This is a genomic window from Corynebacterium sp. c7Ub_26 (assembly GCF_053760365.1).
Genome location: NZ_JBSNBL010000001.1, coordinates 157,274 through 183,026, shown reverse-complemented (window position 1 = coordinate 183,026; position 25,753 = coordinate 157,274). Strand labels below are relative to the sequence as shown.

Sequence of the window (25,753 nt, the reverse complement as noted above, 5' to 3'; positions counted from 1 at the left end):
TACTAAGACTGATTACGACGACTGGCCACCTCCACGACCCCACCGCTGGTAAGCCTCCAAGTACCCGTCGGCGCGCTCCCAATAATCAACGCGATGCGCCCACGCCCAGAACTCCGCCGAATGGTTCGGAATGAACGTGTGCACCAGCTCGTGGACAATAACCTGGTCAAGGACGTAATCGGGAACGTCCTTCAGATAATGACTAATCCGAATCCGCCCCGTAACCGTGGAACATGACGCCCAGCGACGCTCCATATTGGTCACCCACCGGATATCCGTCCACTCCGCGCGGTTCTCCAGATACTTCGCATTCAAACGACGGGCCCGCCGGTGCAGATCCTCATCCGACTTATCCGCGACGGACGACTTCTTCTCCACCCGGCGAACAAGGGACTCCACAGAATCACGCAACGATGCAGCCGACATCCGCGCCGGTGCCATGACGACGATCCGGCCGGACTCACGGCGGGCGGACAGGGTTTTCTTCCTCCGCGACGACAGGCGTATTTCCACCTCTGGCGCAAAGTCCTCCACGACCGCAGCGACGTCTCGCTTGACTCTGTGGGGCATAGTTTCACTCTACAGTGTGGTCGGAGGGCTGCCGGTACACTACACATAGCGCTGTGCTGGGTAGCACGGCACTGAAGCGCGCTCTGCCGCAAAGTACTGTGTCTCAGAGCGCAGCCGGGGGAATTCACACGAATGAATAGTTCACAAGCCGAGGGGGAGCACCGTGAGGTGGCCACACACTATCTGTTTATCATCCGGGACCCGCGTGTTTGTCCGGCCGGACGGGTGGCTGCGCATCGGTGCGGACACCTCCACCGCAGTCGTGATTCCCATGGCCGACCGACCCGCCACCCAGCGCGTTGCCCGAGCACTCCTCGCTTGTTCATCCCCGCAGCCAACGTCGGCAATAATCAGCAGAATCGAGCAAGCAGTGTCCCGATCTTTCGCGCTCACACTCATCGACGAACTTCTGCGCACTCCCCTGCTGATCGCCGGGAGTGTCCGGCCCGGGCGAAGCAGAACGAGCCTTGCTCCTCCGCACAGGATCATTGCCGTGGAGCCGTTGTCGCAGGTGCTTGGCGATATATTTCCTGGTCAGCCCGTACTTTCACCCAGCATTGTCGAGACGACCGAAGGAGCACTGGCGTCCCACATGGGCTTGCTTGGGCTGCCTGAGTCGGATGAACCCTCCGAGCCTCAGGGGCCGGGACACACTGTCGCTCGGGCAAGCATCGTTGCGGTGGCAACGCCCTCCCCTGGCCTGCTCGCCGCCGTCGATGAGCCATATTTTTTCGTGACCATTCGTGATGGTGCGCTCAGGATCGGCCCTGCTATGACCGGAACGACGGCACGTTCGGCAGACGAGGCCACCGGCTGCCCACTGTGTATGCATATGGCGACGGTATCTCCCGACCTGGTCGACGAGGCGATCTCTGGCCGCCGTACTGGCACGCTGACGCTCACGCACGCGATGGTTACTGTCGCCCGCGGGATCATCGCGGCGCAGTGGTCGACGTTTAACAACTGGCTTGCTGTTCCGTCGCTTCCGGCCCCGCCGACGGTGGGCGCGTCGGTAAGCATTAATCCGCGGACGTTGGAGGTTGTGAGGTCGCCGATTGCCAGGGACCCGCATTGCCCTGTGTGTGGCATTATCGGTCCGCGATGGCAGTAGCAGTGCGGGGGGATCAGGCATCGCCACCGGCTGGTTACGCCAATTCCCCGGCTTAATCCCTCTTCTTAATCCGGAGCCTTAGTCCTCCGCATTATGCTGATTCAGCAACGATGCGAAGAATATCGTCCCCGTAGAGTTCCAGTTTCGCGGGGCCGATACCGCTGATGTCCAGGAGTTCTTCCGCGGTAGACGGTTGCCGCTCGGCAATGGCCATCATGGTGGCATTGCTGAACACCGTGTAACTGGGCGTTCCCTGCTGATGTGCCCGCCGCGACCTCCAGCGCTGCAGAGCGTCAACCAGCTCGGCATCGACGTCACCGCCACAATTGGCGCAATGCCCCATCACCTTCTCGGCCGGGGTTTGTAGCGTGGCCCCACACTCCGAACACAGACGCGAACTGCGCTTTCCTTTCCGCGGGTGGTCAGCCGAACTCTTCGACGTGGGCGCGATGCCGTCGAGAAATCGCGTGCGTTTCCGGGACGCTCTGCCCCCTGACTCGCGCGCCAGCGACCAGCTCAGTTGCAGATGCTCACGCGCACGGGTCACCGCCACATACAGCAACCGCCGTTCTTCTTCGATGGCCGACGAACCCAGCGCGATAGCTTGTCGAATGGGCAGTGTCCCCTCCACAAGACCGACGACAAACACGGCGTCCCACTCCAGGCCTTTTGCAGCGTGAATCGTCGCCAAAGTGACGCCTTCTACACCAGCTGGGGGCCGGTTCGATTGAGCGCGCTCGCGGAGGATGCTCATCACGGCGGGCATATCCGCGCCGGGTGAAGCGTGAACGATGTCAACAATCAGGTGGTAGAGGGAGGATAACGATTCCCACCTCTCACGTGCTCGTTCACCGGCGGGTGCTCGGGTGGACAGCCCCTGACGAGCCAAGACGGCCTTAATGTCAGAAATAAGCTCGTCGCCGGTGTGGATGGTCCCCGACTCCATATGGGCACTGGCTAGACGCTCTAATGCCGCCAGCGAACCGGTGATCTCGGCGCGGTCAAAGAAGCTCTTTCCCCCTCGGACATGGTGCGGGATGTTGGCTTCGTCCAGGGCGTGCTCAAACTTCTCCGACTGCGCATTGAGGCGGAACAGTATCGCTATTTCCGACGGCGGAACACCGGAATCGATGAGCCGCCGAACTCGGCGCGCTACGACGGCGGCTTCCAGGGATTCGTCGTCGAATTCTTCAAATACTGGTTCTGGCCCAGCGGGGCGTTGCCCTTCGAGAGTGAAGTCAGCCGTCGACACCTCGTCGCGTGACTGAGAAATGACTTTGTTAGCCAGGCCGACGACCTGCGGCGTGGAGCGGTAATCGCGCTGCAACCGCACGACTGTGGCGTTCTCGAAGCGTCGGGGGAAGCGAAGGAGGAACGACGGATCCGCGCCGGTAAACGAGTAGATCGTTTGGTTTGCGTCTCCGACGACGGTGATATCGTCGCGGTCTCCTAACCACCCGTCCAACACTCGTTGTTGCAGGGGCGTGACGTCCTGGAATTCGTCGACGACGAAGCTTCGGTATCGCGCGCGGAATTCTTCTGCGACTTCCGGCAGGTTTTCCATCGCGCCGGCGACGTAGAGCAGGAGGTCGTCGAAGTCGAGGAAGACGCCGTCGGGTGTCGCTTTAATGTCTTCGTAGACGCGGTATGCGTCGGCAACTTTTTCTGCTGCGATGGGGGGTTCGCGGTGGAGTTGTTCGACGCGTTTTTCGTAGTCGGCGGCGGAGATCAGCCTGGCTTTGGACCATTCGATTTCGCCGATGACGTCGCGGATGGTGTCTTTCCCTGCTTTGATTCCGGTGTGGCGGAGTGCCCTGGACACCATGCGGAATTTGTCGTCGAGGATTCGCCACGGCAGGTCGCCGGCTATTCGTGGCCAGAAGTAGGAGAGCTGTTTGCGGGCTGCGGCGTGGAATGTTCGTGCTTGGACCGCGCCTGCTCCCATGATGCGGAGGCGCTCTCTCATTTCTTCGGCGGCTTTGGTGGTGAAGGTGACGGCGTGGACTTGTTGTGGAGTAACGAATCCCTGATTGATCAGGTAGGCGATGCGATGGGTGATTGTGCGTGTTTTGCCAGTCCCCGCTCCGGCGACGATGGCGAGGGGGCCTCGTGGGGCTGTTGCCGCTTCGTATTGGTCGGAATCGAGTTCCTCGAGCGAGAGGTTAAGGCGATTCCCTGCCCCGCTGCGGGGGCCACGAAAAGAGGCCATCCTTCTCCTTCCCATGGTTGGCCATCGTCGTAGGATCCTGTTATTTCTTTTCCGCCCCGGACTTGCGTGGTTTCACATTTTTCGCACTGGGATTGCGCGGGGTGTTTCCCTGCCCGTCGCTGCCTTCGGCGGGGTACACGCGCCGCACGTAGAGCAGCCGGTCGCCCTGTTCGACGACGTTGGCTTCGGGGGAATCGATGCGGTACAGCTCGCCGGACCGCACCACGCCGAGCACGATGTCGGAGAGGTTCCTGGGGTGGCCGCCGACTTCGTCGTCTCGTACGACGCGTTCGGCGATGGAGAATCCTTCGTCGGGGCTGAGCAGGTCTTCCATCATTTCCACAACGGAGGGGGTCATGGTGGCCAAGCCCAACATTCGGCCCGCGGTTTCGGAGGAAATGACGACGGAGTCTGCGCCTGATTGCCGCACCAAGTGGACGTTTTCCGATTCTCGGACGCTGGCCACGATGGTGGCGGAGGGGGCAATTTCGCGGACCGATAGCGTGACGAGGACGGCGGTGTCGTCCATGTTGGGTGCGACAACCACGGACCGGGCCCGTGACACACCCGCTAGGCGTAGGACGTCGGCTTTGGTGGCGGACCCGTTGACCGTGACGAGGCCTCTGTTTTCGGCTGCGGCCAAGGAGTCTTTGTCGGTATCGACGACGACGATCTGGTTCGGGGGAACCCCGTCTTCAACGAGGGCAGAGACGGCGGATCGGCCTTTGGTGCCGTAGCCGACGACGACGGTATGGTTGCGCAATTGTCTCCTCCACCTTTGGATTTGTAATGCTCGACGGGATGCTTCGGTCAAGACGGACAGCGTCGTACCGACCAATAAGACCAGGAATACGATGCGCATTGGTGTGATGACCAGGATGTTGACAATGCGCGCGTTTTCTGTGACGGGGGTGATGTCGCCATACCCTGTTGTCGTCAACGAAACAGTGGAATAGTACAGCGCATCGATGAACGTCAGGTGCTCTGAGTACCCGTCTTTGTCCAACCAGCAAATGACCGACGCTACAAGGAGCAGGACCAGGGCGTAGAAGAATCGGCGAACGATCAACCACCACGGGCTCAGCGGTGCCTGCGAGGGAATTCGGACGATGTTGACCAGCGCATGCACGGGCAAATTGTTGAGGGGTGCCTGGTCCCCGCGCACTTTGAAGCGCTCACGCATTATGCATCACCCGCATGGCGTTTCGTTCTCCTTACTCGCTGGTGGTCACTCGCTGGTGGTCGGTGTTCTGGCGTGGCCATTATCCCCGCATGGGACGCGGTTAGCTAGCAAGGGGTTGGCACGCAATGCTCCCCCATTACTAACCGGCGCGTTCACGCGGTTACTCACTGCATACTATCGCCAGGCTGTTCAATCTCTGAGCTGTCCAGTGTAGAGAGCACACCGTGAGCGAGTTCGTCCGGGGATGGTAGGTCCGCGGGTTCATAGGTCTCGTTGGTCCTGACGTAGTGGAACGCTGCCCTGATCTTGGGGTCGCGTATGCCTTTAGCTACTAATTGTCGACGCAGAGCTTCTTTATACATCGCAAGTTGAATCTCCGCTCGTTTCATGTTTTGACCAGTGGGTTTCTTACCGGTTTTCCAGTCGACGATGAACCACTCTGGTGTGCCATTCTTCTCGCTCTCGAAAACGGCATCCATGCGGCCACGGATATAGTAGCCTCCCAGGTTCTGGATGAAACCACTTTCGACCTCCCCCGCTGTCTTTCCAGCCCATTCGGACTTCATAAATGCGTCTTTGAGGCTATCGAGTTCGGGCTGAGTGGTGGGTACACCATCGTCACCGCCATCCATGTCATCTAACAAATCGTCATCGTCGATGAGCGCGGAGGCTCCGCCCAGCTCTGTCTCCAACCACTCGTGAAACGCCGTGCCCCTCTTGGCGTATGGGTTGGGCTTGAAGGGCACTGGCCGAGCACGACGACGTGCAAATGCCTCGCGGTCGGCTGACAGTAACATCACTTCGGAGGGAGTCAGTTCCAATCCGAGGTCAACGTCGATGTGGTCCGTGTGGGCTGCTCGTGCTTCTTCGATCAGTGCCGTGGTCTCGTTTTCCCAGGTGGAAGCCAAGGTTCCTGCATCCGCCTTCGGGGTGTAGCCCTTATCCGGGTCAGCGGATTCAGCCTTGAGCTCTTCCATGGCTGCCCGTACTAACTCAGCTGCTTTATCGACAGATTCCCGACGGTCGCCGAGCGGATCGGATGGCCACATGGGGCCTTCTTGTTGGGCGTCATCATCGGGTTTCTCGAAGAGCGGATCTACCAGGTCAATGCTCCACGTTGGCTCGTCACCGCCAGAGTTCGCTGTAATACGGACTGGCTCGTCTGCGTCGGCTTCTTTGAGTTCTTCGAAACGTGCGTTAACGTCAATGCCCAATTTGTCCGCGACCATGTTTTGGACCTGACAAAAGCGGTGTGACCTTTTAAACGGGTATTCCTTACCCGGGACATCATTGTGACCGGAGACAAGTAATCGGCGCGCACTCCGCGTGATGGCGACGTAAAAGACGAAGTCGGAGGCCTTTATATCGAGGGCCTTGGTTTCTTTTTTAAATTCTTCTTCTGCCGCCTCAATTTCTTTCCATGTTTCCAGCTCCGTATCGTCAAATGTAGGGTAGCCTAGTGGGTTTTGGCGCGAACGGGGATCTCCTCGAAGAGCTGAGGGCAGCAGTTGTGGTTTCCGCAGCCATGTCCCTGTCCATTTTTTACTGTGAGAATCCGTATCTGGACTAACGTAATTGCTGTTATCACAAAATGGAACCGCAACTATATCCCATTCCAGTCCCTTTGCACTATGGACAGTAAGAATTTGAAACTGATCTGAGTGAACAGAAGCTTCTCCTGCCTCCATAGTCGACCCGGCAGCCTTCTCCGCTGCCTCGAGATAGTCGAGGAACTCTTGTGTGCTTCCGCCGCGCGCTGTGAAGTCTTCGGCCACGTCGCGGAGCCGATCAAGGTGAATTGTTCCTGCGGCACCGTCCTCGGATGGATCTTGGCGAGTAAGTACCTCGGTTCTCACGCCTAAGGTGCTCTCGATCTGTGCAAGGAGGTCCGGGAGCGGCACGGTCATACTTTGTTGACGCAGCCACCGCAGTTCAGCTGATAATGCCCGTAAGCGGATGCGCCCTTCATCGCTGAATGCCGGTTTCTCCACCTGGTCTGTTCTTATTCCGAGATCCGCAATCGCATCAGCAAGGCTAACTTCGGTCCCATCCCCTGGAAGCTCCAGCTCATTGGCTTTCTTTTTAAAGATTTCTATGGAATCAATCTTTCCTTCTTCCCCCGTACCACGTTTATTCCCGAATCCTCGGGCACGGTTCTTGGCTCTTTTACTGAGTGTTTTAATATCCCGAGTCCCTATTCGCCATCGCGGGCTACTCAGCACTTGGAGGGTAGCCTCGTCGTCACTTGGGTCCACCACGACACGTAGTACGGATAGAACCTCTCTTACTTCCGGGATCTCATACAGTGCATCTGGTGAAACTCCGACAGGAATACCTCGCTTGGTGAGAGCTTCAGCAAATGGGGCTACGTCGGCGTTTCTTCGCACGAGAATCGCACCTGTAAATGGTTTGTTTGACTCATCTCGTGAACTCTCCTGCATCGCTGACTCATATTCCTTCTTGAAAATGTCAGCGACCCACTCCACTTCCTCTTGCTTATCTAAAGCCCATTTCAGGGATACTCTCCCTGAACGACCTTCCATACTCTTCAAATTCTGTTCGAATTCTTTTCCTACAGGCAATGCATCTTTCGCTACAGCATTGGCTAAACCGAGTACTTCACCTGGGTTGCGAAATGATTTGGTGAGTTTTCTCCTTTCACACGGGCTAAAGCCATCATCCTTACGTCGCGGAAAGTCACTACGGAATCGATATAGGTTGCCGGGACTAGCACCACGGAAACCATAGATGCTTTGCATCGGGTCTCCCACCGCTGTCACACCGATAGGACCGGCGTCCTTCGTTTCTGGAGTAGAACCAAACAGAGCACTTAGAAATGCGTGCTGCGCGGAGTTAGTGTCCTGATATTCGTCGAGGAAAACAGCGCGGTACCGGGTACGTAATTCCTGTCCTATCTCAGGATGCTTTTGAACTAACTTCGTAGCTTTGGCAGTAATCTGACCATACGTCATCAGATACTTATCAGAGAGCCTCTTATAGAACTCTTCCTGATACTTAAGAAGCATCAGACGATCTCGATTAGGCCTACAGATCTCAGTTACCTTTTTTAAGATCTCACCCTTATTCGGTCTTCTATTAGAGATGATTCCGTCTGCGTTCATCACATTGTCGATAAATGCACAGGATTCTTCCCTCACTTCTTCAGGAGTGGCCAGGTGATTGTCCATCGCTTCGGAAAGCTTAAGCATATATTCTCTAGCTGTTGAGTCTTTTTTTGAAAACGTATACTGTTGAGCCTCATCAGTGTAGCCAAGATCACTGATGACTCGGTTGGCAGTTAACCATTGCTCCGGGCTATCAGCTACTTGGGCAGCTGGTTCAATCGGTAGGAGCAGACCAAATTCGTGAACGATCTTCTGCATAAATGAGTCGTAGGTCACCACCGTTTGTTGGATATCCTTGATGTTGTCATGGCGCGGATCATCCAGCGGAATGAGACCGCTCTCAGCAAGCTGGTCGAGGCGGTGACGAATACGAGCATTTAACTCACCCGCAGCTTTTCGAGTGAAGGTTAAGCCCAGTATTTGATCTGTGGAGACCCATCCGTTAGCGACGAGAAAGACCGCGCGGGCTGCCATCGTCTCAGTCTTTCCCGCACCTGCGCCCGCGACAACAAGCTGTGGTTCTAATTTGGCCTCAATAACTTTTCTTTGTTGCTTCGTGGGGGCAGGCTGGTCTAAGGCCTGAGCAATTTTTTCTGCGCTGAACTCCGGTTCATGGGAAGCGTAGGACATGGTGATCTCATCCAATCTCTTTAACAACTGTGTACACAAATGTGGAAGGGCGGTAAGTGTGCAGACCGCCGAGGTGGCAAGGTTCGAAATGGGGACTAATCTGTGTCCTCAGGGTTTGATGGGGTAAAGGTCGGGTCCAGCACCGATTTTCCGGTCAGCAGAAGGCCGAGAGAACCAAAACGGTTTTTCTCACCGGCTTCTAAATCAGAACGACCTGCAAACTGCGGACCGGCCATGATAATTGCAAGGTCAATGAGCTGTCTCGTCCAAGCGTCAATGTCGTCATTAGTAAGCGGGTCTTGTTCACGAGAGGCAGCTTTACTCCCGGGCTTCGCGTCCCTTGACTTCAGATATATGAGTTCTGCTCCTGCCAAACAGCTGTCTCCTCGAGCTTCGTCCGCGCTAGGAGAAGAAACAGATAAAACAGAATCAGCACTAGGTTTCTGCTCCTGGTTTTTCGCTACCGCAGTCTGATAGGTCTTGAGTTGCGGGTGATTCTTCGTCTCCTTTTTTTTAACGGCCGCGCGCCCTGTTTTGAAATCAATGATGAAATACTTTCCGTCATCATTAGTTTCAAGACGGTCGATTCTCCCCTTGATCACCACGTTGTCACCAGAATCTGTCTGACCGACGATAGGGCTCAAGTCTTCTTCAATCCTTACCGAGCCGGCCCCATTATTCCCTCGCTCATCCAGCCATCTCCTTAGACGATCAAATCCATCTTTCCATTTTTTGAATTCCTCTTCTTTTTTCCACACATGGGGGCCTAGAAGGCGAGGTACTGTAGCTAGAAACTCATAGCGAACGTCCTCCTCATCAACGCCACGCTCCATGGCCTCAGCAGCCATGTGCGTTAAAGTCCCCAGCAAAGTTTCGCTACTATCACGCCCCGCAGTTTGGACGCTCTTTAGAAAAGCACCCAGAGGATAGGCAAGGTAATCTTCCACCTGAGATGGAAAAATGACATATGACTTATCGTCATCGTGCAAGCTCTTCGTCGTCGAAAGTCCCTGAAGACCCCACCAATGATCAGGGCTCGCCGCAGCGATCACCGATTCCCGGGACGGGGCGTCACCCGCAGCCAAAGCCAGCCGGGCTAGCTGGCGGGCAGCCTGTTCCCGCTCATGACTAGGTGTGTCCTTCGATTCAACCGCGCGCCTGAGTTCCGCAATGAGGGAATCCGCGGATAAGACGCGAGGGTACTCGCGCTCCGGGCGCATCGACAACGATGACTGCGTCGCCGCCCCATCACTGTTTTCGGTAGCACCGGAATCCGCGCTCTCAGAGGACTCATGATCGCTTCCATCGTGCGAACTCAACGCAATATCATCGGTAGCAATCTCCTCCAAAAACCGAGAGCGCGTATCTGCATCGCTATCAACTTTTCCATCATCCGAAACATGAGGCCCTACAGCTGTCACCAACAAGGAGCGTCGTGCACGTGTCACTGCCACGAGGAACAGACGGCGTTCTTCGGCCAAACGATCGTCATAACGGCCACGTCTATTCCCGGGCAGGCCCGGTTCAACATCACTATCCACCAAGTCAATAAATTCTTCTTGGCGGAAAATAGTGCCTGTTTCAGACAGCGACGGCCATACGTCTTCCTGCAGCCCAGCAACGACGACGGTATCCCATTCTTTTCCTACAGTGGCGTGGGCCGGGGACACGACGACGGCGTCGCGCACGGGACCACGTCGATCACGAGCACCCGTCGGTAATTCTTGATCACGCATGAACTGCAAGAACGTGGTGATTGTGCTGGATGGGTGGCGTTCAACATAGTCGCCGGCAGCGTCGAATAAGGACATGACAGCATCGAGATGCCGATCGGCCATCGACCCTACAGCACCACCACGTAACGATTGATCAACCAACGCATCCGACAAGCCCGCGGCATTCCACACTTCCCACAGGATTGTCTCAATGCTCTCACCGTTGCGATAAGCCATCTGACCAGCTTCAATGACACTGCGTACCCGCATGATCAGATCTTTTTCACGGGCAGTGAGGTTCTTCGTGAGATCGGCAAGCTCACCACCTAAAAGAATGAACCGCAAAGCATCAATCGCGCGGAAAACTGGGGCGCCGTCACCTTCATCGTCGGTCGTAATCGCCGCTGCCAACTTCGACGCAGCTACGGGATCATCGAACTCTAATCTCATGAAACCCCGACGAAGCCCGCGCAAAATACGGCGGAATGTTACTGGATCACCACCACCGATGGGGCTGAGCACCATTCGTTCTAGCTCGTCGTTCGTGAGGTTCGTATCAACAGCACCCCGGACAACGAGAAGAAGTGCTCGAACCATCGGTTGCTCAGACAGGACGATCTCAGTTGGATCATCGGCTACTGGCACACCTGCGGACAGCAATCCCCGCCTGATTGGAGCAGCCTGACTCTTTGACCGAACAATAACGGCGATGCCTTTCCACGGAACATTATCGACAAGGTGAGCACGCCGAACACGGTCCACCACCGCGGCAACCTCTGCTGACGGTGATGTGAGAATGCGGATATCAGCCTCGCCGCTGTCGGTAACGTCATTTGCAGAGTTCGTGGCAACCTGCTGCCGGATTTGCTTCGCCCAATTTACGCTTTCGAGGCGGCCTATCGTATCGGCTACGCCAGCAGCCAGTTCCGCCACCGGAGGTGCCATTCGTTTCGTCCCCGGCAAGTGGATAGTCTTTTCTTTGTCCACTAGGTTCTTCGCGTACTTCGTGCTGCCACCACGGAATCCAAACACTGATCCTGATTCCGCGCTAGCGACCAACGTGAGCCGCGCACGAGATCGGAAGCGTTCCACCAGAGCCGAGGACAGAGGATCGAAAAACTGGGAATCGTCGATAAGGATGACATCGAAGTTCAGCGGCTCCGATAATTCCTCATCATTGTCAAGTGCGTCGACGGCGGCGCGGATCAATTCTGAGGCATTAAGAGCATTCGCCCCCATAAGGCGAGCCGTGGAGCGATAATCATTGTAAAAGTCGGCGGCGGCAATCCATTCCTCACGAGAAAATCTCTGGCCATACTCACGAAGTTTCTCGGACGTAACCCCACGCTCAGTCACACGCAGCAAAAAGTCGCGCAGCTGACGGGCAAACCCCAGAGTTGTCAGAGCAGGTTTCAACTTGTCCGGCCATATATCCGAGCCCTGTTCCGCCTGTTCACGGAGCAGGTCTTGGACCATTGCATCGTGTTCCGCGCCCGTCAATAAACGCAGCTTCGGTGCTCCGGGGTTGCGCGCCGCTTGGTCTCGCAATACGGCGAATGCAAACGAGTGCACTGACCGGGCGATCGATCCGGAAAAGACTCTTTCTACCGCGTTATCTTTATCAAACTCTTGTTCGATTGCACTTAAAAGCCACCGATTAGTTTCAGCAGCAGCCTCTTTCGACGCAGTGAGAAACAAGATGGAATCCGGATCTGTGCCGGCCATAATCTCTGCCCGGGCAACATCCCGTAAAAACGACGAACGACCAGAACCAGGCCCACCCTGGACTACAAAAGTGCCTGATGAGGAGCCTGCAGAGCTAATAAGATCAGACGCTTGCCCTTGCCAATGGAAGTCAGCATGGACGGGAGCTTCTTTAGTCAGATGAATGTGGAGGGGACTGCGTGAGGGGGTCGATGTCAACATAGTGCTAATTATTGCACTTGGTTAGGACACGCTAGCTCGGTTTCTGTTCACATCTCCCAAAAACACACTGCGCAACCGTTGCCCTACGACGTGCGCGCCCCAGAACCGCGACGCGCACGGACGACCTCAACCATGCGCCCCAGCCCCACGAGTGAGCTCTCCTTAGCATCGGGATGCAGCGCGTGGACGAACAACCGATAGAGCACCGCGCGAACCATCATTTCGTCGAAGTCCGGCAGGTGTGACCACCGCGCTGCTAAACCATCGTCGGCATTTCCCCAGGCCATACCGTCGACGACGGTCAAAGCAACGGGCCATGCATGCGGGTGAAACACCGGCGGGATCTCAGTCACGACGGCCGGCGAGGACCCATCGAACACGGTCGTCCCGACCATGTCGGAAGACACCACACGGTTGGGAGCCTGCACTTCGTCGCGCAAAGCCGCCACCGACGACGCCAGCTCCAAGGCTTGGGCAACGGTGGAACTCGCCACTGCGGAGACGTCGAGACCCGGCGCGATCACCTGCGATGGATCCTCGGAAAACGCCGCCTGATCTGCTGCGGCGAAGAGGTGTTGCGTTGTCCACGGGCGTTCGTCGAGGTCGATCTGCGGAAGTGGGTTCTCGCTGAAGCGGTCGTTTCCGCCCACCCCCATCGCCTGGTCGATCGATTCCGACAGAAGGAGCGATGCGGCGGCGATTTCATCAAATCGAGGAGCGGGATGCCCCTGTACCCATGTGTCCGCGTGCCACCCTCCGAGAATGTAGCGTCCATCAGACGAGCTCAGCGGGCGAACAACGCCGATCCCCGATGGCTTCAGTTTGTGGCGCATCTTCGCCGACCAAATTGCCGTATCCGCGTGATGTGCGCGTCGAAGAACGGCAGATTGGACTTTCCACCCGTACCCCCATTCGCGCCCCAAGAGTTCGGGGGTTCCGCGATCTGCCCGGAAGCCCATCAGGATGGGGTCCGACGGTGGGGCCATGTCATGAAGTGGTGTCGGCTCCGCTGAAGTCATGGGTTCCATCCTTAAGTACGTTCTGTCCCTTACGCACTACGATTTCGACGCTTGCGGGTACGGCCATGCATTGTATTTACAGGCTTTATTGTCCTCGGGGTACACCTGGGCGGATTCTTTATCCAGCTTATGCAATGGGTTATTGGCCAACCCCAGTGTCTGCTGCATCATGATAGGCGCCAATCCACCATCGTCTTCACATGCTTTGTGGTGAGCGTAGCCAATTCCGTGCCCGACCTCGTGGTTGATCATGTACTCGCGATACGACCCCAGATCCCCATTAAAAGCCCCGGAACCACGAACCCACCGGGCTTCATTGAGAACAACACGATTACCTGCAGCAGTAAAACAGCTGGTTTCTATTTTGATGCTATCCCCACAGGCCTGGCGGGCGGTTTCCGGACTGGAAATCTGGATGCGCAAATCGGGCGTCTGGGTGGGGTCATCGATATCGATGTGCTCAAACGCGATGTTCTTATCGTGTGTCCAGCTCCGCGGATCAGAAAGAGTGCTATCAATCATCGTCGAGACCGCATCGTCCCCGCCGTAGCTATTCGTATCGAGCCCTTTTTCAGCCTCAATAACAAATTTCACGCGCTTGGTTTTGCCCTCGCCGACCTTCATCCCCGGCCTACCAATCGCGCGATACGTCCCCTCACCGGCCTCGGTGTACGGGCCACCCTTGGGCAACTCCTTCTGCAGACCTTTTTCCAACTCCGGCGACGATGGAACCGGATTATCACCCAACCCATGCGGGCCATCGCCTTGCGCTCCATCACCATCACCCTGGCTAAATGGGGAGTCTTGCACTGTCGACGCCCGAAATGGATTCCCCACCCCTGTCGTCGCAGCAACAACCAGCCACACGACAAGCACGGTGACGACGGGAATAACCAGCGCACCCCACCCCCATCGACGGGCAAGCATCACTGGCGTGGGTTCCGCAGGCGTGGCCGCCCCCGACCGAGGTTTCTTCCTCAACGGGGTACGGGTCATCGGCGCAGGACCATCGGGGTCGACAGCAGAGTTATTGACGTGGCCGGCATGGGCACGGTCACGGTGCACGTCGATGTTGTGGCTCATTCGATAATGACTCTTTGGAGATACCTCGTGGGGCGGAAAGGCGAAGGCAGCAGACGGATACTAAACGGGCGGTATTAAAACACGATTGCTAAAACAGCTGGCGCGTGTTTTACGCGAAGCCGACGGGGCGAGCCGACTCAGAACCGATCTCTACGTAAGCAATTGCGGCACGGCGAATCAAATGGGTGTGTCCTTTGGCATCGTCGATGCTCAACACGGCGCTGGTATCCGTCGGCTCGGACAAGGCGTCGTTAATTTTGGTGGTGATTTCTTCTTTCTTCCCCTTGGCATTAATGACCAGCTCACGGGGGTTATCTGTAAAACCAATCTTGATTTCCATCATCCATCCTTATCATCAACGTCGGGTTGTCTCTATGCCGCCTATAGCCTCACCATGATGGCTATATGACGGCACCATAACGGCTATTTTTCGGCAGATGCGAACACGCCTCACCAGCCCAGCACCGGCCATTGTAGGCACCACGATAGGATAACCACCATGACGGACAAGCAGCGTTCGCAGCAAGCACGTACATCATCGCGACGGCGGAGAGCTGTCCGGCGTTCATCACGCTCGGCAGCGCCTCAGACGGCATCGCCTAATCAAGGGACGAACAATACCACTCCCGGGGCCACCTTCGCTCCCAAAGACGCGACTGCCTCCACAAATGCGCCCGCCGATGATCATGCGGCCGCTTCCGACACGGCATCACAGCCCGCCGACTCCGCACAATCCGGAACACCGACGTTTGAGGAACTCGGCGTCGCGGCAGAAATCGTCGACGCCCTGGCCGAACACGGTATCACGCACACATTCGCCATCCAGGAGCTCACTCTCCCGCTGGCCCTCGATGGCAAAGACCTCATCGGACAAGCCCGAACCGGTATGGGGAAAACGCTGGCATACGGAGTGCCGCTGCTCGACCGTATTTTTGACGATGCTGCCATCCCAGAGCTCGACGGAACGCCCCGAGCATTAGTCGTCGCCCCCACCCGCGAGCTGGCCTATCAGGTCTCCGATGACCTCACCCTGGCCGCGAAACACTTAGCCAATTTCAATGATGAGCATCGTTCGTTGCGCGTGACCACGATTTGCGGCGGCCACCCCTTTGAGAAACAGATTACGCAGCTCCGTGAGGGAACCGACTGCATCGTCGGCACGCCCGGTCGGCTGCTGGATTTGTGTAAGAACCGTGAGCTCGACCTCTCCCACGTCGCCGTTCTGGTGCTCGACGAAGCCGACGAAATGCTAGACCTCGGGTTCCTCCCCGATATCGAGAAAATCCTGCAGCAGGTGCCTGAGAAGCGCCAAACCATGCTCTTCTCGGCGACGATGCCGGCACCAATCATGGCGTTGGCCAGGACGTTCATGAACAAGCCCGTTCATATCCGCGCTGAGGGTACGGATGATTCGACGACGCACGCCACCACGAAACAGGTGGCGTTTAAGAACCACAAGCTCAACAAGTTGGCCACCTTGTCCGCCATTCTGCAAGCGCACAATCGCGGCCGGACCATCATTTTCACGCGCACCAAACGCTCCGCCGCCGACGTGGCCGACGACCTCGCCCAGCGCGGTTTCCTCGTTGGCGCGGTCCATGGGGATATGGCGCAACCCGCGCGGGAAAAGTCCCTCGACGCGTTCCGTAGCAAGAAGATTGAAGTTCTCGTCGCGACGGATGTTGCCGCCCGCGGTATCGACGTGGACGACGTCACCCACGTCATTAACTATCAGGTGCCCGACGACGCCATGACTTACGTGCATCGCATCGGCAGAACTGGCCGCGCCGGACACACCGGCACCGCGGTGACCCTCGTCGGATGGGATGAGGTCACCAAATGGAAAGTCATTGACGACGAACTCGACCTCAACGTCGGGGAACTCGATGAATGGTTTTCGACGTCACCCGAGTTGCGTGAGGCGCTAAATATCCCCGACGACGTGGACGAACGTGTCGGAGAATCCCGCCCGGTCTATGGTGGCGCCAAGGTGCTCAGCCCGCAGAGGAAGAGTGCGAATAGAGCCTCGCGCCCGCGTCGTGATGACCGGCGCCAAGGCGATCCCCACCGACGGTCGGAGTCGCGGTCGCGTCGTTCACGGTCCGGATCGCGGTCGCATTCTCGCTCGCGGTCCCAGCGTCGTAAGTAACGATCCCGGCGTCGGATCCCAACGTCGTAAACAACAGTGAAGCCCAATGAGGGCGGTGCTGACAACACACGTAAGGTCAAAGTGTATGAAGAGATTCAGGCCCCGGGTTCCTGCGGAACGTTCCACGCGCACTGACCGGATTGCAGTAGCTGTTATCACGCTCATCGTGGTCGTGTGGGTCCTCGGCGTGTGGGTGACATCTGAGGCGCGCCATTCTCACCTTTCCACCGCAGATGGCACGCCCCAAGCTGAGGATCAGCTCACGAGTGTGCCCGCTGACCTGTACCAAACGTGGACTCACGAGATTTCCGGGCCTGCCCCCGAAGGCCCAGTTGTCAGTGGCCCGACGGTTCTGGCGACGGGGGAGAAAAAAGTGGAAGGCCTGGACCCAGCTACAGGGTCGGTCCGGTGGTCATACACCCGCGACCAGGACCTGTGCGGGGTAACAGCATCATTTTCCCAGTTCATTCCCGTCTTCAAGGGCCCTGCGGGCTGCGGTGAAGTCAGCTCTCTCGACGACGCGACCGGCGAATACTCACACAGCCGCGAGTCGGCCAACTCAAGCCCCGTGTCGATGGTTCGCTCCAACGATAACGTCGGCGTCGTCACGCCTACCCGGATGGAATTGTGGCGTAATGATCTCGTGCGCACAGTTGAATTCGGCGATGTCGAAGACCAAGCCGAGCCTGAAATGCAGCCCTTCCCCCACTGCACAATTCGTTCCGCGTTGACCCGGTCCGATTTGTTCGCCGTCCTCGAAAACTGCCCTGACGACAAAGACAGCGACGGCCATGCCATGCTTCGGCTGATGAAGGCTGTACCGGACGATTCTCGCAAGCCCGAGATGATTAAGTCGTACAACTTGGGTGCCGACACCGCGCAGATCGTTGCCATCAGCGAAAACAAGGTTGCTGTATATGTGGCTGCGAGTGAACCCCGCATTGACGTCGTGGACAAGAAAGGCCACGTCACGTCATCGCAGCGAGTGAAACCGTCACCTCTGATCGACGCCCATACGCGTGCGAATGCGGATGCGGCTGAGAAGGGTGATACTCAGAATACGTTCGAGCCCGCCATTAACGATGGTCCACACAACATGTTCTGGTGGGATGGAGAGCGGCTCTACGCCTTTGACCCCGATGACCTTTCCGTCCAGTTCGTTGTGGCCGATGCGCTGGGGACTGGGGATGTCGTCGGCGATAATCATCTCTTGGTGCCCGTTAAGGGAGGCATTAGCGTCGTCGATACTAAGAAGGGCGAGGCGGGTAAAACGATCCCCGTCGAGAGGACTTCCCGCGGTGATGCCGTGTCTACCGGTGGGGATGACTCCACAGCCATTGCCGACGCTGTGAGCTTGCGCGTTGCGGGCAAAACCATCGTCGAGCGGCAGGGAAATAACCTGGTGGGATATCGTTCCTAGGGCGCGGATTAATGCAGGCTAGTGGCGGTCTATTGGCCGTACCGTGATGCCGCCCACGACACTGCGGCGGGATTAAAAATCAGCCCGAGTCCGACCAAGGACACAAGAAGCGTTGGAGTGCCCAGGTCCGGCCGGGACGAGGAAAACATGTACCAGGCCACCGGCAGCAGAAGCATATTCAACATCGCCACCGGAGCGCGCCCCCACCGCTTACCACGCGTCAAGGCCCATCCAGCCGCAGCAACAGCGCCGAAAATGATGACGAACCACAATGCCGTTCCGTAACCACTGCCCCAGCTGGCGAGCACTCCCTCAACCTTCGCGTCGCCATCGCCGTGTCCCCGGGCCGTCTGAATGACCATCACGATCGCGGCAATCAGCCCCACAGCACCTTCTATCAGGCCGACGTAACCCGCCCACTTCACGGTCGACGGGAGCGTCAATTCTGCCTCTCGGGCGTCGTGCTGATGGTCGTGCGCTGGCTGAACATCCTCGCGGGGCTGTTTTGGCGACGGCCGCTGGTCAGACCTCCGCCGCACACCACGATTGACCGAACGCTTCTTACGGGAACTAGACACACGCTCACTGTAGCAACCCCGGCACCGACGACGCCCCACGCGCGGGTTCGTCGTCGTCAATAGCCGTCGGCAATGAAACCGCAACCAGGCTGATTACCGTGCTGCAACCACATCAGGCGGAACATCGGACTGAAAGATGGGCATATACGACCCTACCACCCCCATAGCTACCCTGTGTTTACCTTGAATTTCTGTGATATTCACCTGAATATCCAGCGCTTTTAAGGTGACACTCTGTCGCTTTTTAGGCTTAAGGAAGCTATTGCAAACAATCCAAATAATGCTAGAGGTTGACGGCTGACTGTCAAAAACAGTTCCTATGACGTTGGACACATTTTACCCCCGAACCCTAGAAATGCTGGCCAAGCCGTGCCATAGTTTCCAAGTACGCACATCAGCGAGACAAACGTTTCTGCTGACGAGGGTGCTGTTTCGAGGACTAGTTTCCGGATTTCCCCCGATCGTCCTCACCTAATCCACTTTCGACGCCATGGCAATGGCTGCTTTTGGCGTGCCTGCCGGCCGGAGCATCGGTCGAGTTAGCGATAACCGGACATAGCACCCGCCACCCCCACCGCACGTAACAAGGAGAATTTCATGGATTGGCGCCACAAAGCCGTTTGTCGTGACGAAGACCCCGAGCTTTTCTTCCCCGTCGGAAACTCCGGCCCCGCACTGGCACAGATCGCTCGTGCAAAAGTTGTCTGCAACCGCTGCCCAGTGACCTCGCAGTGCCTCGCCTGGGCCATCGAGACCGGCCAGGACGCCGGCGTCTGGGGTGGCATGAGCGAAGACGAACGACGCACTCTGAAGCGCCGCCGCAACCGCAACAACTCCCGTCGTCGCGCTACGGTCTAAGCTCCGTTAGCTCACTGACGACGGCTCAGCGCGCGTGGGTTCATCAGGCGATCCGTGGTACATAACTGAAGCCCGGGATCAGACCGCGTTAGCTATCACAATGACCATTCGATAAAATCACCTTCCTATGGCGTCGTGACCGCCCGCGCGTGGCTCGGCCCTATGAAAAGACACGACGTGCACTGCACGTCCACTGCCCCAATCAAGTAAAGGAGAGCCGCGATGAGCAAACGTGGACGCAAGCGCAAGGACCGCCGCAAGAAGAAGGCTAACCACGGCAAGCGGCCCAGCGCATAAAACACCTCGCGTGAAACATCTAGTGCAGCTGCCGAATAGCTGACACAACTCATAACAAAAAGGGTGAACCTACCATGAGGTTCACCCTTTTCTCGTCTATAAATATCGTCGACACTCCCCGTGACGGACGAGCAGCACAACCCACTCACTCGTAGCGAATTTGCTCCGTGATCGCCACGTGAATCCGGGCACGCAACTCGCGTGACGCAGGCTCTGAACAGCTACGACGGAGAAGACTACGCACGGTTTGCTCAATCCCGTAGGCCTCAAAATACTCCGGGCAGCTATTCACCCTCTCCATCAGCGCCTGACGGCGCTCCGGATTACACGGTTCGTCCAAAAGATCATTCAACTCGTCGATAATGTCGTGACAACAACTATCGAGTGCATACCCACCGGCAGATGCTGAGGAGTCTGACGCGCCAGGCTCCTCATCCTTGGGTTCATTCCCGCAATGATGAGTCATGGGGTCGTTCCTTTCATACACGTGACGGTACTTATTCTTGACGGTACTTTTCGGATTTATTTATGTGTTTCAGCAGATCCAGCAGTTTGGACGCCGCCTATGCCACGTTCCGAGGCCACTTCCTTTAACGCTTCCCGCAGCTTTTTTCTTCCGCGGTGAAGGCGACTCATCACCGTTCCCACCGGAGTACCCATCACATGAGCGATCTCCTTATACGGCATCCCCTCAACGTCGGCGTAGTAAACAACCATCCGATTGTCCTCGGGAAGATCCATGAGAGCATCGCGGATGCGATCGTCGGGAATGTTTTTTAGTGCTTCGACCTCGGTTGACTCCAGACCCGTCGAGTCATGCTCCGCGTTGGCAGCCAATTGCCAATCGGTGATCTCATCAGTCGGCGATTCCGTCGGCCGGCGCTGGGCCTTGCGATAATCATTGATGTACGCATTCGTCATAATGCGGTACATCCAGGCCTTCAAATTCGTGCCTTCTTTAAAGGACCCGAAATTGCGATACGCCTTCATATAGGTTTCTTGAACAAGGTCTTCCGCGTCCGGTGGATTTCGTGTCATCCGCAGCGCACCCGCATAGAGCTGGTCCAACAGCGGCATTGCTTGCTCTTCAAAATCGGCTTGATTAGCCACAGAGAACCTCCTCACGACGTGCACCTTGAAGACTCTCTTCTGTGCTTAGACTCGCGAACGAGCAGCGTCGGCACGCAACGCGGTTGCCAGCGGGACGGCCCGATTGGTTATCCCCAATCACCAGCCGAGTTCCCGACATCGATCGACACAAAACAGTCGCAACATTCGCAGTCATCGTTCTTCATCGTAACCGACATGATCGTAATCGACATGCCCCCACCGTGTATTTACTTTCGGTGACGGTGTACAAATAGCAGCCACGAGTGGCAAGAAGGGTCATGGGAAAGCAGCGTCCGGGAAGAAAACAGGCCGAGCCGCGACTCCCGCATTGCAAGTGTGCGCAGATGCCGGCGTCGATCATGAGGTTCGGGAATTCGACCATCACACCACTAATTACGGCGAAGAAGCCGCCGAGATGCTGGCGAGTGAAGGAATCGAAGCCGACCAGATTTTCAAAACCCTGCTCATCGACCTCGCTGCCGGGAAAGAACCCAAGCCCGACCTGGCGGTAGCGGTGGTCCCCGTCACCGGGAGGCTATCTCTCAAACACGCTGCCGTGGCTTTGAAGGAACGCGGATACGGGCACGGGAAAGCCAGCATGGCGAAGCCCAAGGATGCAGAGCGCAGCAGCGGATATATCACCGGCGGGATCTCTCCGCTCGGCCAAAAGCATCGCCTTCCTACCGTTATCGACGAAACCGCCCTTCTGTGCGACACCATGTACGTCTCTGGGGGCAAGCGCGGCCTCAATATCGGCTTATCCCCGCAAGACCTTATTTCACTCACCGACGCCACAACCGCCGACATACTCGAAGGTCACTAGGTGTGCTGCTGGGGCCCCGCCATTTTCGGCCTCACACGGAACCAACCCCCGCCATGACGCACTTCTATGCAGTCCCCCGCCGATAATGCAACAATGACAACCGTGAAAGCGCAGTCACCCGACACCCCACTGTGGGAGGCCCCCACTCCCCGACACCCTGTCACCGCCACCGTGACCATCCCCGGTTCCAAATCCATGACGAACCGGGCGCTCATTCTCGCGGCATTGGCGTCGGGCCCGTCCACCATCACAGGTGCGCTGCGCAGCAGGGACACTGACCTCATGATCGCGGCTTTGCGGGCCATGGGGGTCAGTATCGAGGAGAGCGATTCGTCGGCAGACTCATCGTCGGGCTCGTCGTTCGCTCCGTCGTCAACAGACAATAATTCCCGACGAACACCACCGGCATCGTTTTCTCTCCTCGTCACGCCGACGCCTCAGCTGCACGGAGCAACCGTCGACTGCGGACTTGCTGGAACAGTTATGCGCTTCCTACCTCCCGTCGCGGCTCTTGCCGACGGGCCAGTTCTTATCGACGGCGACCCGCACGCGCGCAAACGCCCGCTGAAAACCATGGCCAACGCGCTGCGTCAATTAGGCGCCACCGTCGAAGGCGACTCGCTGCCACTACGGATTGAGGGGGCGTCGTCGGATGCGCACTCAACGACCGAGAATCCGCACGCATCACACCTCGGCACTACTGAGGGACCGCGCGGGGGAGCTATACGCATTGATGCGTCATCAAGCTCGCAATTTATATCGGGCCTACTGCTCTCGGCGGCGCGCTTCACTCACGGGATTATGGTGACGCACACAGGGGCCACGCTCCCCTCGCAGCCGCATATCGAGATGACCATCGACATGCTGCGGGACGCGGGTATTGACGTCACGATGCCGGAACCCCACACGTGGCAGGTCGCGCCTGGGGATATTCAGCCGAACCGGTGGGTTATCGAGCCCGACCTGTCCAACGCCACCCCTTTTATGGCTGCCGCCGCGGTCACGGGTGGGCGCGTCGTGATCCCGAACTGGCCGACCAAAACAACTCAACCGGGAGACCAATTCCGCACCATCCTGGAGAACATGGGGGCTCATTGTGATCTCGTCAGCCACGACCTCGTCGTCACTGGTCCTGATGCGCCCGCAGACCGCCGCTCATCCGGTACCGGCCTGACCGGAATCACGATGGACCTTCACGACATCGGCGAACTCACCCCCACCATCGCAGCCCTCGCTGCCCTCGCGGACACCCCCTCCCACCTGTACGGAATCGCGCATCTCCGCGGACACGAAACCGACCGCCTTCACGCCCTGGCCACCAACATCAAGGCACTCGGCGGCCAGGTCGAGGAAACCGACGACGGCCTCATCATCACCCCGGCCCCACTTCACGGCGGCACCTGGCCCACCTACGACGATCACCGCATGGCCACAGCCGGCGCCGTCATCGGTTTGGCCGTGCCCAGGGTTCGCGTCGAAAATATTGGGACTACTTCGAAAACCTTCCCCGATTTTGCACGGACATGGCTGACAGCCACGAATTCTGCAGAAGGCGGCCATGAATGAGCGCACGACGACGCCCCTCACGCGACTGGGATGAAAGCGATGTCCACATTCGCCCAGGAAAAGGCTCCCGGCCCCGCACGAAAGACCGCCCCTCCCACAAGAATGCGCAGTGGGGCATGGTCATCACCAAAGACCGCGGACGATGGGGAGTTGTCCTGGACGACAAGCCCGACGACGCACGCGCCATCGTGTGCATGCGTGCCCGCGAACTCGGCCGAACCCCCATCGTCGTCGGCGACCGTGTGGGCGTGGTCGGCGACACGTCGGGGAACCCCGGGACGCTCGCGCGCATCGTGAAACTGGCCGACCGGCGCTCCATCCTCCGGCGCACTGCGGACGACAACGACCCCTACGAACGCATCGTCGTCGCCAATGCCGATCAGCTGCTCATCGTCTCGTCCGTCGCGGATCCTCCGCCCCGCGCGGGATTCGTGGAGCGCGCCCTCGTGGCCGCTTTCGCCGGCGGCATCTCCCCCATCCTGTGCCTCACCAAGAGCGACCTCACCAATCCCGCGCCCTTTGCGCACGAATTCGAGGATCTCGACATCCGCATCGTCATCGCCGGACAAGAGGACGACATTACCGACGTCCGACGCCTGACGCGCGGGCATGTCACGGCACTCATCGGGCACTCGGGCGTCGGCAAATCGACCCTGGTCAACCGCCTCGTCCCGGATGCTGACCGAGCTACCGGGGAAGTCTCCGGCGTCGGCAAGGGAAAACACACGTCCACGCAATCGGTGGCCCTCCGCTTGCCGACGGGCGCCACACCCGCCCCGTCGGACGAACCAAGCGATGCCGGGTGGATCATTGACACCCCAGGAATTCGTTCCTTCGGCCTGGCCCACGTGGATCCCGATACGGTCATTGCCGCGTTCGAGGACCTCGCCGAGCTCATCACCGACTGTCCGCGGGGGTGCACCCACATGGGGCCGCCCGCCGACCCCGAGTGCGCGCTCGACACCGCCACCGGCGCAACCGCGCGGCGCGTCCACGCGATTCGGTCCGTCTTAGAGACCCTGCGATCCAATGACGAGTGGGACCTCAATCGGGATGTCTCGTAGTCGCCGCCTCGCCGTCCTCAGTCTGTGCGTTGCCGGGGTGTCTGCGCTCACCGGAGTATCCGCAGCACTCCTGACCATCCTTTTCCTGGCCGTCGAGAAACTCTCTTTCGGTGCCGACGAATCCACCGCGACAATTCCTACCGACGCCACCTCCCCCGGCCGAATTCTGACCGTGTACATCGCATCGGGCATCGTCGGAAGTATTGCGTGGTGGGCCCTTCAACGCTGGGGACGTCCGCAACCATCAGTGCCGCAGTCGCTCGACGGACAACCATCCCCGGTACCCGAGACCAGCACGAATGTTGCCCTCCAGGTGGCGCAAGTCGGCACCGGCGCGTCCGTGGGTCGGGAGAACGCACCGCGCGTCGCTGGTGCATTATGGGCCGACCGCGTTGCCGCATGGGCGCGCATGTCTCCCGAACTCCGGCGACTGCTTATTGCGTCGGCCGCAGGGGCGGGACTTGCCGCCGCCTATCACGTTCCCTTGGCGGGTATCGCGTTCGCCATCGAATTGTGCGGGGTGGGCATCCGACTTCACAAAGTCATCGTCGTGAGTGCGACCTGCGTGATCGCGACCGTCATATCCGCTCTTATCGAGCCCACCGGGCAGCAATACAGCGCGCCGCGAGTGACCTGTTCATGGACAACCTTGCTGTTCGCCATCGTGGTTGGCGTGATCATCGGCCCTTTGGGCAGCGCGTTCCGTCGCCTTGCTCGGTGGTGTCAGCACTGGGCCACCCACGACGCCCGCATCCTGTACCGCATGCCCGCCGGGTTCGCCCTGGCCGGCATCGCAGCAATGAGCCTCCCCGCTCTTGCCGGCAACGGAAAATACGCGGCGGTATCCGCGTTCGACGCCTCGATAGGGTGGAAAGCTCTTGCGTTGTTGTGTGCGCTCAACATCCTCGTCACGCTCATCAGCCTCGCTAGCGGAGCATTCGGCGGAATCCTGACCCCGAGCTTCTCTATCGGCGTGATGGCGGGGGCATTAGCGGGCGTTGCTCTCGCAGGGGTCATGGGCACCGTCGGAAATACAGGAAGCACGACAACCGTCCTCACTGAAAATGTCCACGGAACACCAATCCTCGCATGCGCGGTCCTCGGAGGGGCAGCCTTCCTCGCCACCGCGCAACGCGCTCCCCTTTTCGCCCTCCTCATCACCGTGGAATTCACCGGGCAAGGGCTCTCCAGCATTCCTGCCATCGCCGTCGCGGTGATCGTCGCAAGTCTGCCCCTGATCTACCCCACATTGAGTAAAAAATGTCGCGGGGCAGGCACCTTTTCTTTCTTGACACGCCAGTGAACCCTTAACCTATT

General features: G+C 58.2%; 21 protein-coding genes. 9 read left to right on the top strand and 12 right to left on the bottom strand.

The genetic code is table 11. The features are described 5' to 3' along the window. Nucleotides 1-12: 12 nt before the first annotated feature. Entirely contained in the window at nt 13-570 is a 558-nt protein-coding gene (locus ACWORE_RS00790) for a M48 metallopeptidase family protein (RefSeq protein WP_455302073.1), read from the bottom strand. Nucleotides 571-775: 205 nt separating this feature from the next. Here ACWORE_RS00790 and ACWORE_RS00785 point away from each other — a divergent pair, with 205 nt between their 5' ends. Continuing rightward, entirely contained in the window at nt 776-1,681 is a 906-nt protein-coding gene (locus ACWORE_RS00785; RefSeq protein ID WP_455302072.1) for a hypothetical protein, read from the top strand. Between the two features lie 91 nt (nt 1,682-1,772). Here ACWORE_RS00785 and ACWORE_RS00780 read toward each other — a convergent pair whose 3' ends face one another. The 7 genes from ACWORE_RS00780 to ACWORE_RS00750 all read right to left on the bottom strand — a co-directional run bounded on the left by ACWORE_RS00780 (nt 1,773) and on the right by ACWORE_RS00750 (nt 14,914). Then, entirely contained in the window at nt 1,773-3,890 is a 2,118-nt protein-coding gene (locus ACWORE_RS00780) for a UvrD-helicase domain-containing protein (RefSeq protein WP_455302070.1), read from the bottom strand. A 40-nt stretch (nt 3,891-3,930) separates the two neighbouring features. Next, complete coding sequence (locus ACWORE_RS00775; RefSeq protein ID WP_221924360.1) at nt 3,931-5,073, bottom strand: potassium channel family protein; 1,143 nt, start codon at nt 5,071-5,073, stop codon at nt 3,931-3,933. A 164-nt stretch (nt 5,074-5,237) separates the two neighbouring features. Next, nucleotides 5,238-8,828 carry a UvrD-helicase domain-containing protein gene (locus tag ACWORE_RS00770; protein WP_455302068.1) on the bottom strand — a complete coding sequence of 1,197 codons (3,591 nt, stop codon included), beginning with the start codon at nt 8,826-8,828 and terminating at the stop codon, nt 5,238-5,240. Nucleotides 8,829-8,923: 95 nt separating this feature from the next. Next, nucleotides 8,924-12,469: a PD-(D/E)XK nuclease family protein gene (locus ACWORE_RS00765; RefSeq protein WP_455302066.1), complete on the bottom strand. Its 3,546-nt coding sequence runs from the start codon at nt 12,467-12,469 to the stop codon at nt 8,924-8,926. Nucleotides 12,470-12,552: 83 nt separating this feature from the next. Next, nucleotides 12,553-13,488 (bottom strand): TIGR02569 family protein, encoded by a 936-nt coding sequence (locus ACWORE_RS00760; RefSeq protein ID WP_406604918.1) that lies wholly within the window; start codon nt 13,486-13,488, stop codon nt 12,553-12,555. A 36-nt stretch (nt 13,489-13,524) separates the two neighbouring features. Next, nucleotides 13,525-14,571, bottom strand: a complete 1,047-nt coding sequence (locus ACWORE_RS00755) for a DUF3152 domain-containing protein (protein ID WP_455302064.1) — start codon at nt 14,569-14,571, stop codon at nt 13,525-13,527. 109 nt (nt 14,572-14,680) lie between these two features. Next, complete coding sequence (locus ACWORE_RS00750; RefSeq protein ID WP_455302062.1) at nt 14,681-14,914, bottom strand: DUF3107 domain-containing protein; 234 nt, start codon at nt 14,912-14,914, stop codon at nt 14,681-14,683. Nucleotides 14,915-15,070: 156 nt separating this feature from the next. Here ACWORE_RS00750 and ACWORE_RS00745 point away from each other — a divergent pair, with 156 nt between their 5' ends. Both ACWORE_RS00745 and ACWORE_RS00740 read left to right on the top strand, forming a co-directional pair. Next, on the top strand, nt 15,071-16,720 hold the full coding sequence (locus ACWORE_RS00745; RefSeq protein WP_455302060.1) for a DEAD/DEAH box helicase: 1,650 nt from the start codon (nt 15,071-15,073) through the stop codon (nt 16,718-16,720). Between the two features lie 85 nt (nt 16,721-16,805). After that, complete coding sequence (locus ACWORE_RS00740; RefSeq protein ID WP_455302058.1) at nt 16,806-18,140, top strand: Rv3212 family protein; 1,335 nt, start codon at nt 16,806-16,808, stop codon at nt 18,138-18,140. A gap of 29 nt (nt 18,141-18,169) precedes the next feature. Here the strand turns inward: ACWORE_RS00740 and ACWORE_RS00735 are convergent, their stop codons facing one another. Beyond that, nucleotides 18,170-18,718, bottom strand: a complete 549-nt coding sequence (locus ACWORE_RS00735) for a hypothetical protein (RefSeq protein WP_406604923.1) — start codon at nt 18,716-18,718, stop codon at nt 18,170-18,172. A gap of 597 nt (nt 18,719-19,315) precedes the next feature. Between ACWORE_RS00735 and ACWORE_RS00730 the strand changes: the two genes are divergently transcribed. Together ACWORE_RS00730 and ACWORE_RS00725 are read left to right on the top strand one after the other, a co-directional pair. Next, a complete protein-coding gene (locus ACWORE_RS00730) occupies nt 19,316-19,576 on the top strand; it encodes a WhiB family transcriptional regulator (protein WP_046202645.1) in 261 nt (86 codons plus the stop codon). Between the two features lie 222 nt (nt 19,577-19,798). Then, nucleotides 19,799-19,873, top strand: a complete 75-nt coding sequence (locus ACWORE_RS00725) for a 50S ribosomal protein bL37 (protein WP_012732104.1) — start codon at nt 19,799-19,801, stop codon at nt 19,871-19,873. A 145-nt stretch (nt 19,874-20,018) separates the two neighbouring features. Here ACWORE_RS00725 and ACWORE_RS00720 read toward each other — a convergent pair whose 3' ends face one another. From ACWORE_RS00720 to ACWORE_RS00710, 3 genes are read right to left on the bottom strand one after another with little or no spacing between them, the layout of a single operon-like run. Continuing rightward, nucleotides 20,019-20,339: a hypothetical protein gene (locus ACWORE_RS00720; protein WP_052722176.1), complete on the bottom strand. Its 321-nt coding sequence runs from the start codon at nt 20,337-20,339 to the stop codon at nt 20,019-20,021. Nucleotides 20,340-20,395: 56 nt separating this feature from the next. Next, nucleotides 20,396-20,983 carry a sigma-70 family RNA polymerase sigma factor gene (locus ACWORE_RS00715; RefSeq protein ID WP_412728550.1) on the bottom strand — a complete coding sequence of 196 codons (588 nt, stop codon included), beginning with the start codon at nt 20,981-20,983 and terminating at the stop codon, nt 20,396-20,398. Then, nucleotides 20,976-21,158 carry a hypothetical protein gene (locus ACWORE_RS00710; protein WP_296136360.1) on the bottom strand — a complete coding sequence of 61 codons (183 nt, stop codon included), beginning with the start codon at nt 21,156-21,158 and terminating at the stop codon, nt 20,976-20,978. Before ACWORE_RS00710 ends, ACWORE_RS00715 begins: the two co-directional genes overlap by 8 nt. Nucleotides 21,159-21,233: 75 nt before the next feature. Between ACWORE_RS00710 and ACWORE_RS00705 the strand changes: the two genes are divergently transcribed. From ACWORE_RS00705 to ACWORE_RS00690, 4 genes are all read left to right on the top strand, one after another. Then, nucleotides 21,234-21,806: an aminoacyl-tRNA deacylase gene (locus ACWORE_RS00705; RefSeq protein ID WP_455302567.1), complete on the top strand. Its 573-nt coding sequence runs from the start codon at nt 21,234-21,236 to the stop codon at nt 21,804-21,806. Between the two features lie 93 nt (nt 21,807-21,899). After that, on the top strand, nt 21,900-23,372 hold the full coding sequence (locus ACWORE_RS00700; RefSeq protein WP_455302056.1) for a 3-phosphoshikimate 1-carboxyvinyltransferase: 1,473 nt from the start codon (nt 21,900-21,902) through the stop codon (nt 23,370-23,372). Next, nucleotides 23,369-24,436, top strand: a complete 1,068-nt coding sequence (gene rsgA, locus ACWORE_RS00695; RefSeq protein ID WP_455302054.1) for a ribosome small subunit-dependent GTPase A — start codon at nt 23,369-23,371, stop codon at nt 24,434-24,436. The genes ACWORE_RS00700 and rsgA overlap by 4 nt, the downstream gene beginning before the upstream one ends. Beyond that, on the top strand, nt 24,426-25,739 hold the full coding sequence (locus ACWORE_RS00690; protein WP_455302052.1) for a chloride channel protein: 1,314 nt from the start codon (nt 24,426-24,428) through the stop codon (nt 25,737-25,739). Before rsgA ends, ACWORE_RS00690 begins: the two co-directional genes overlap by 11 nt. The last annotated feature ends 14 nt before the right edge of the window (nt 25,740-25,753 follow it).

Coding starts and splice junctions, on each gene's coding strand:
- ACWORE_RS00790 (WP_455302073.1), bottom strand. CDS start 570: ATGCCCCACAGAGTCAAGCGAGACGTCGCTGCGGTCGTGGAGGACTTT.
- ACWORE_RS00780 (WP_455302070.1), bottom strand. CDS start 3,890: ATGGCCTCTTTTCGTGGCCCCCGCAGCGGGGCAGGGAATCGCCTTAAC.
- ACWORE_RS00775 (WP_221924360.1), bottom strand. CDS start 5,073: ATGCGTGAGCGCTTCAAAGTGCGCGGGGACCAGGCACCCCTCAACAAT.
- ACWORE_RS00770 (WP_455302068.1), bottom strand. CDS start 8,828: ATGTCCTACGCTTCCCATGAACCGGAGTTCAGCGCAGAAAAAATTGCT.
- ACWORE_RS00765 (WP_455302066.1), bottom strand. CDS start 12,469: ATGTTGACATCGACCCCCTCACGCAGTCCCCTCCACATTCATCTGACT.
- ACWORE_RS00760 (WP_406604918.1), bottom strand. CDS start 13,488: ATGACTTCAGCGGAGCCGACACCACTTCATGACATGGCCCCACCGTCG.
- ACWORE_RS00755 (WP_455302064.1), bottom strand. CDS start 14,571: ATGAGCCACAACATCGACGTGCACCGTGACCGTGCCCATGCCGGCCAC.
- ACWORE_RS00750 (WP_455302062.1), bottom strand. CDS start 14,914: ATGATGGAAATCAAGATTGGTTTTACAGATAACCCCCGTGAGCTGGTC.
- ACWORE_RS00745 (WP_455302060.1), top strand. CDS start 15,071: ATGACGGACAAGCAGCGTTCGCAGCAAGCACGTACATCATCGCGACGG.
- ACWORE_RS00740 (WP_455302058.1), top strand. CDS start 16,806: ATGAAGAGATTCAGGCCCCGGGTTCCTGCGGAACGTTCCACGCGCACT.
- ACWORE_RS00730 (WP_046202645.1), top strand. CDS start 19,316: ATGGATTGGCGCCACAAAGCCGTTTGTCGTGACGAAGACCCCGAGCTT.
- ACWORE_RS00720 (WP_052722176.1), bottom strand. CDS start 20,339: ATGACTCATCATTGCGGGAATGAACCCAAGGATGAGGAGCCTGGCGCG.
- ACWORE_RS00710 (WP_296136360.1), bottom strand. CDS start 21,158: ATGACTGCGAATGTTGCGACTGTTTTGTGTCGATCGATGTCGGGAACT.
- ACWORE_RS00700 (WP_455302056.1), top strand. CDS start 21,900: ATGACAACCGTGAAAGCGCAGTCACCCGACACCCCACTGTGGGAGGCC.
- rsgA (WP_455302054.1), top strand. CDS start 23,369: ATGAGCGCACGACGACGCCCCTCACGCGACTGGGATGAAAGCGATGTC.
- ACWORE_RS00690 (WP_455302052.1), top strand. CDS start 24,426: ATGTCTCGTAGTCGCCGCCTCGCCGTCCTCAGTCTGTGCGTTGCCGGG.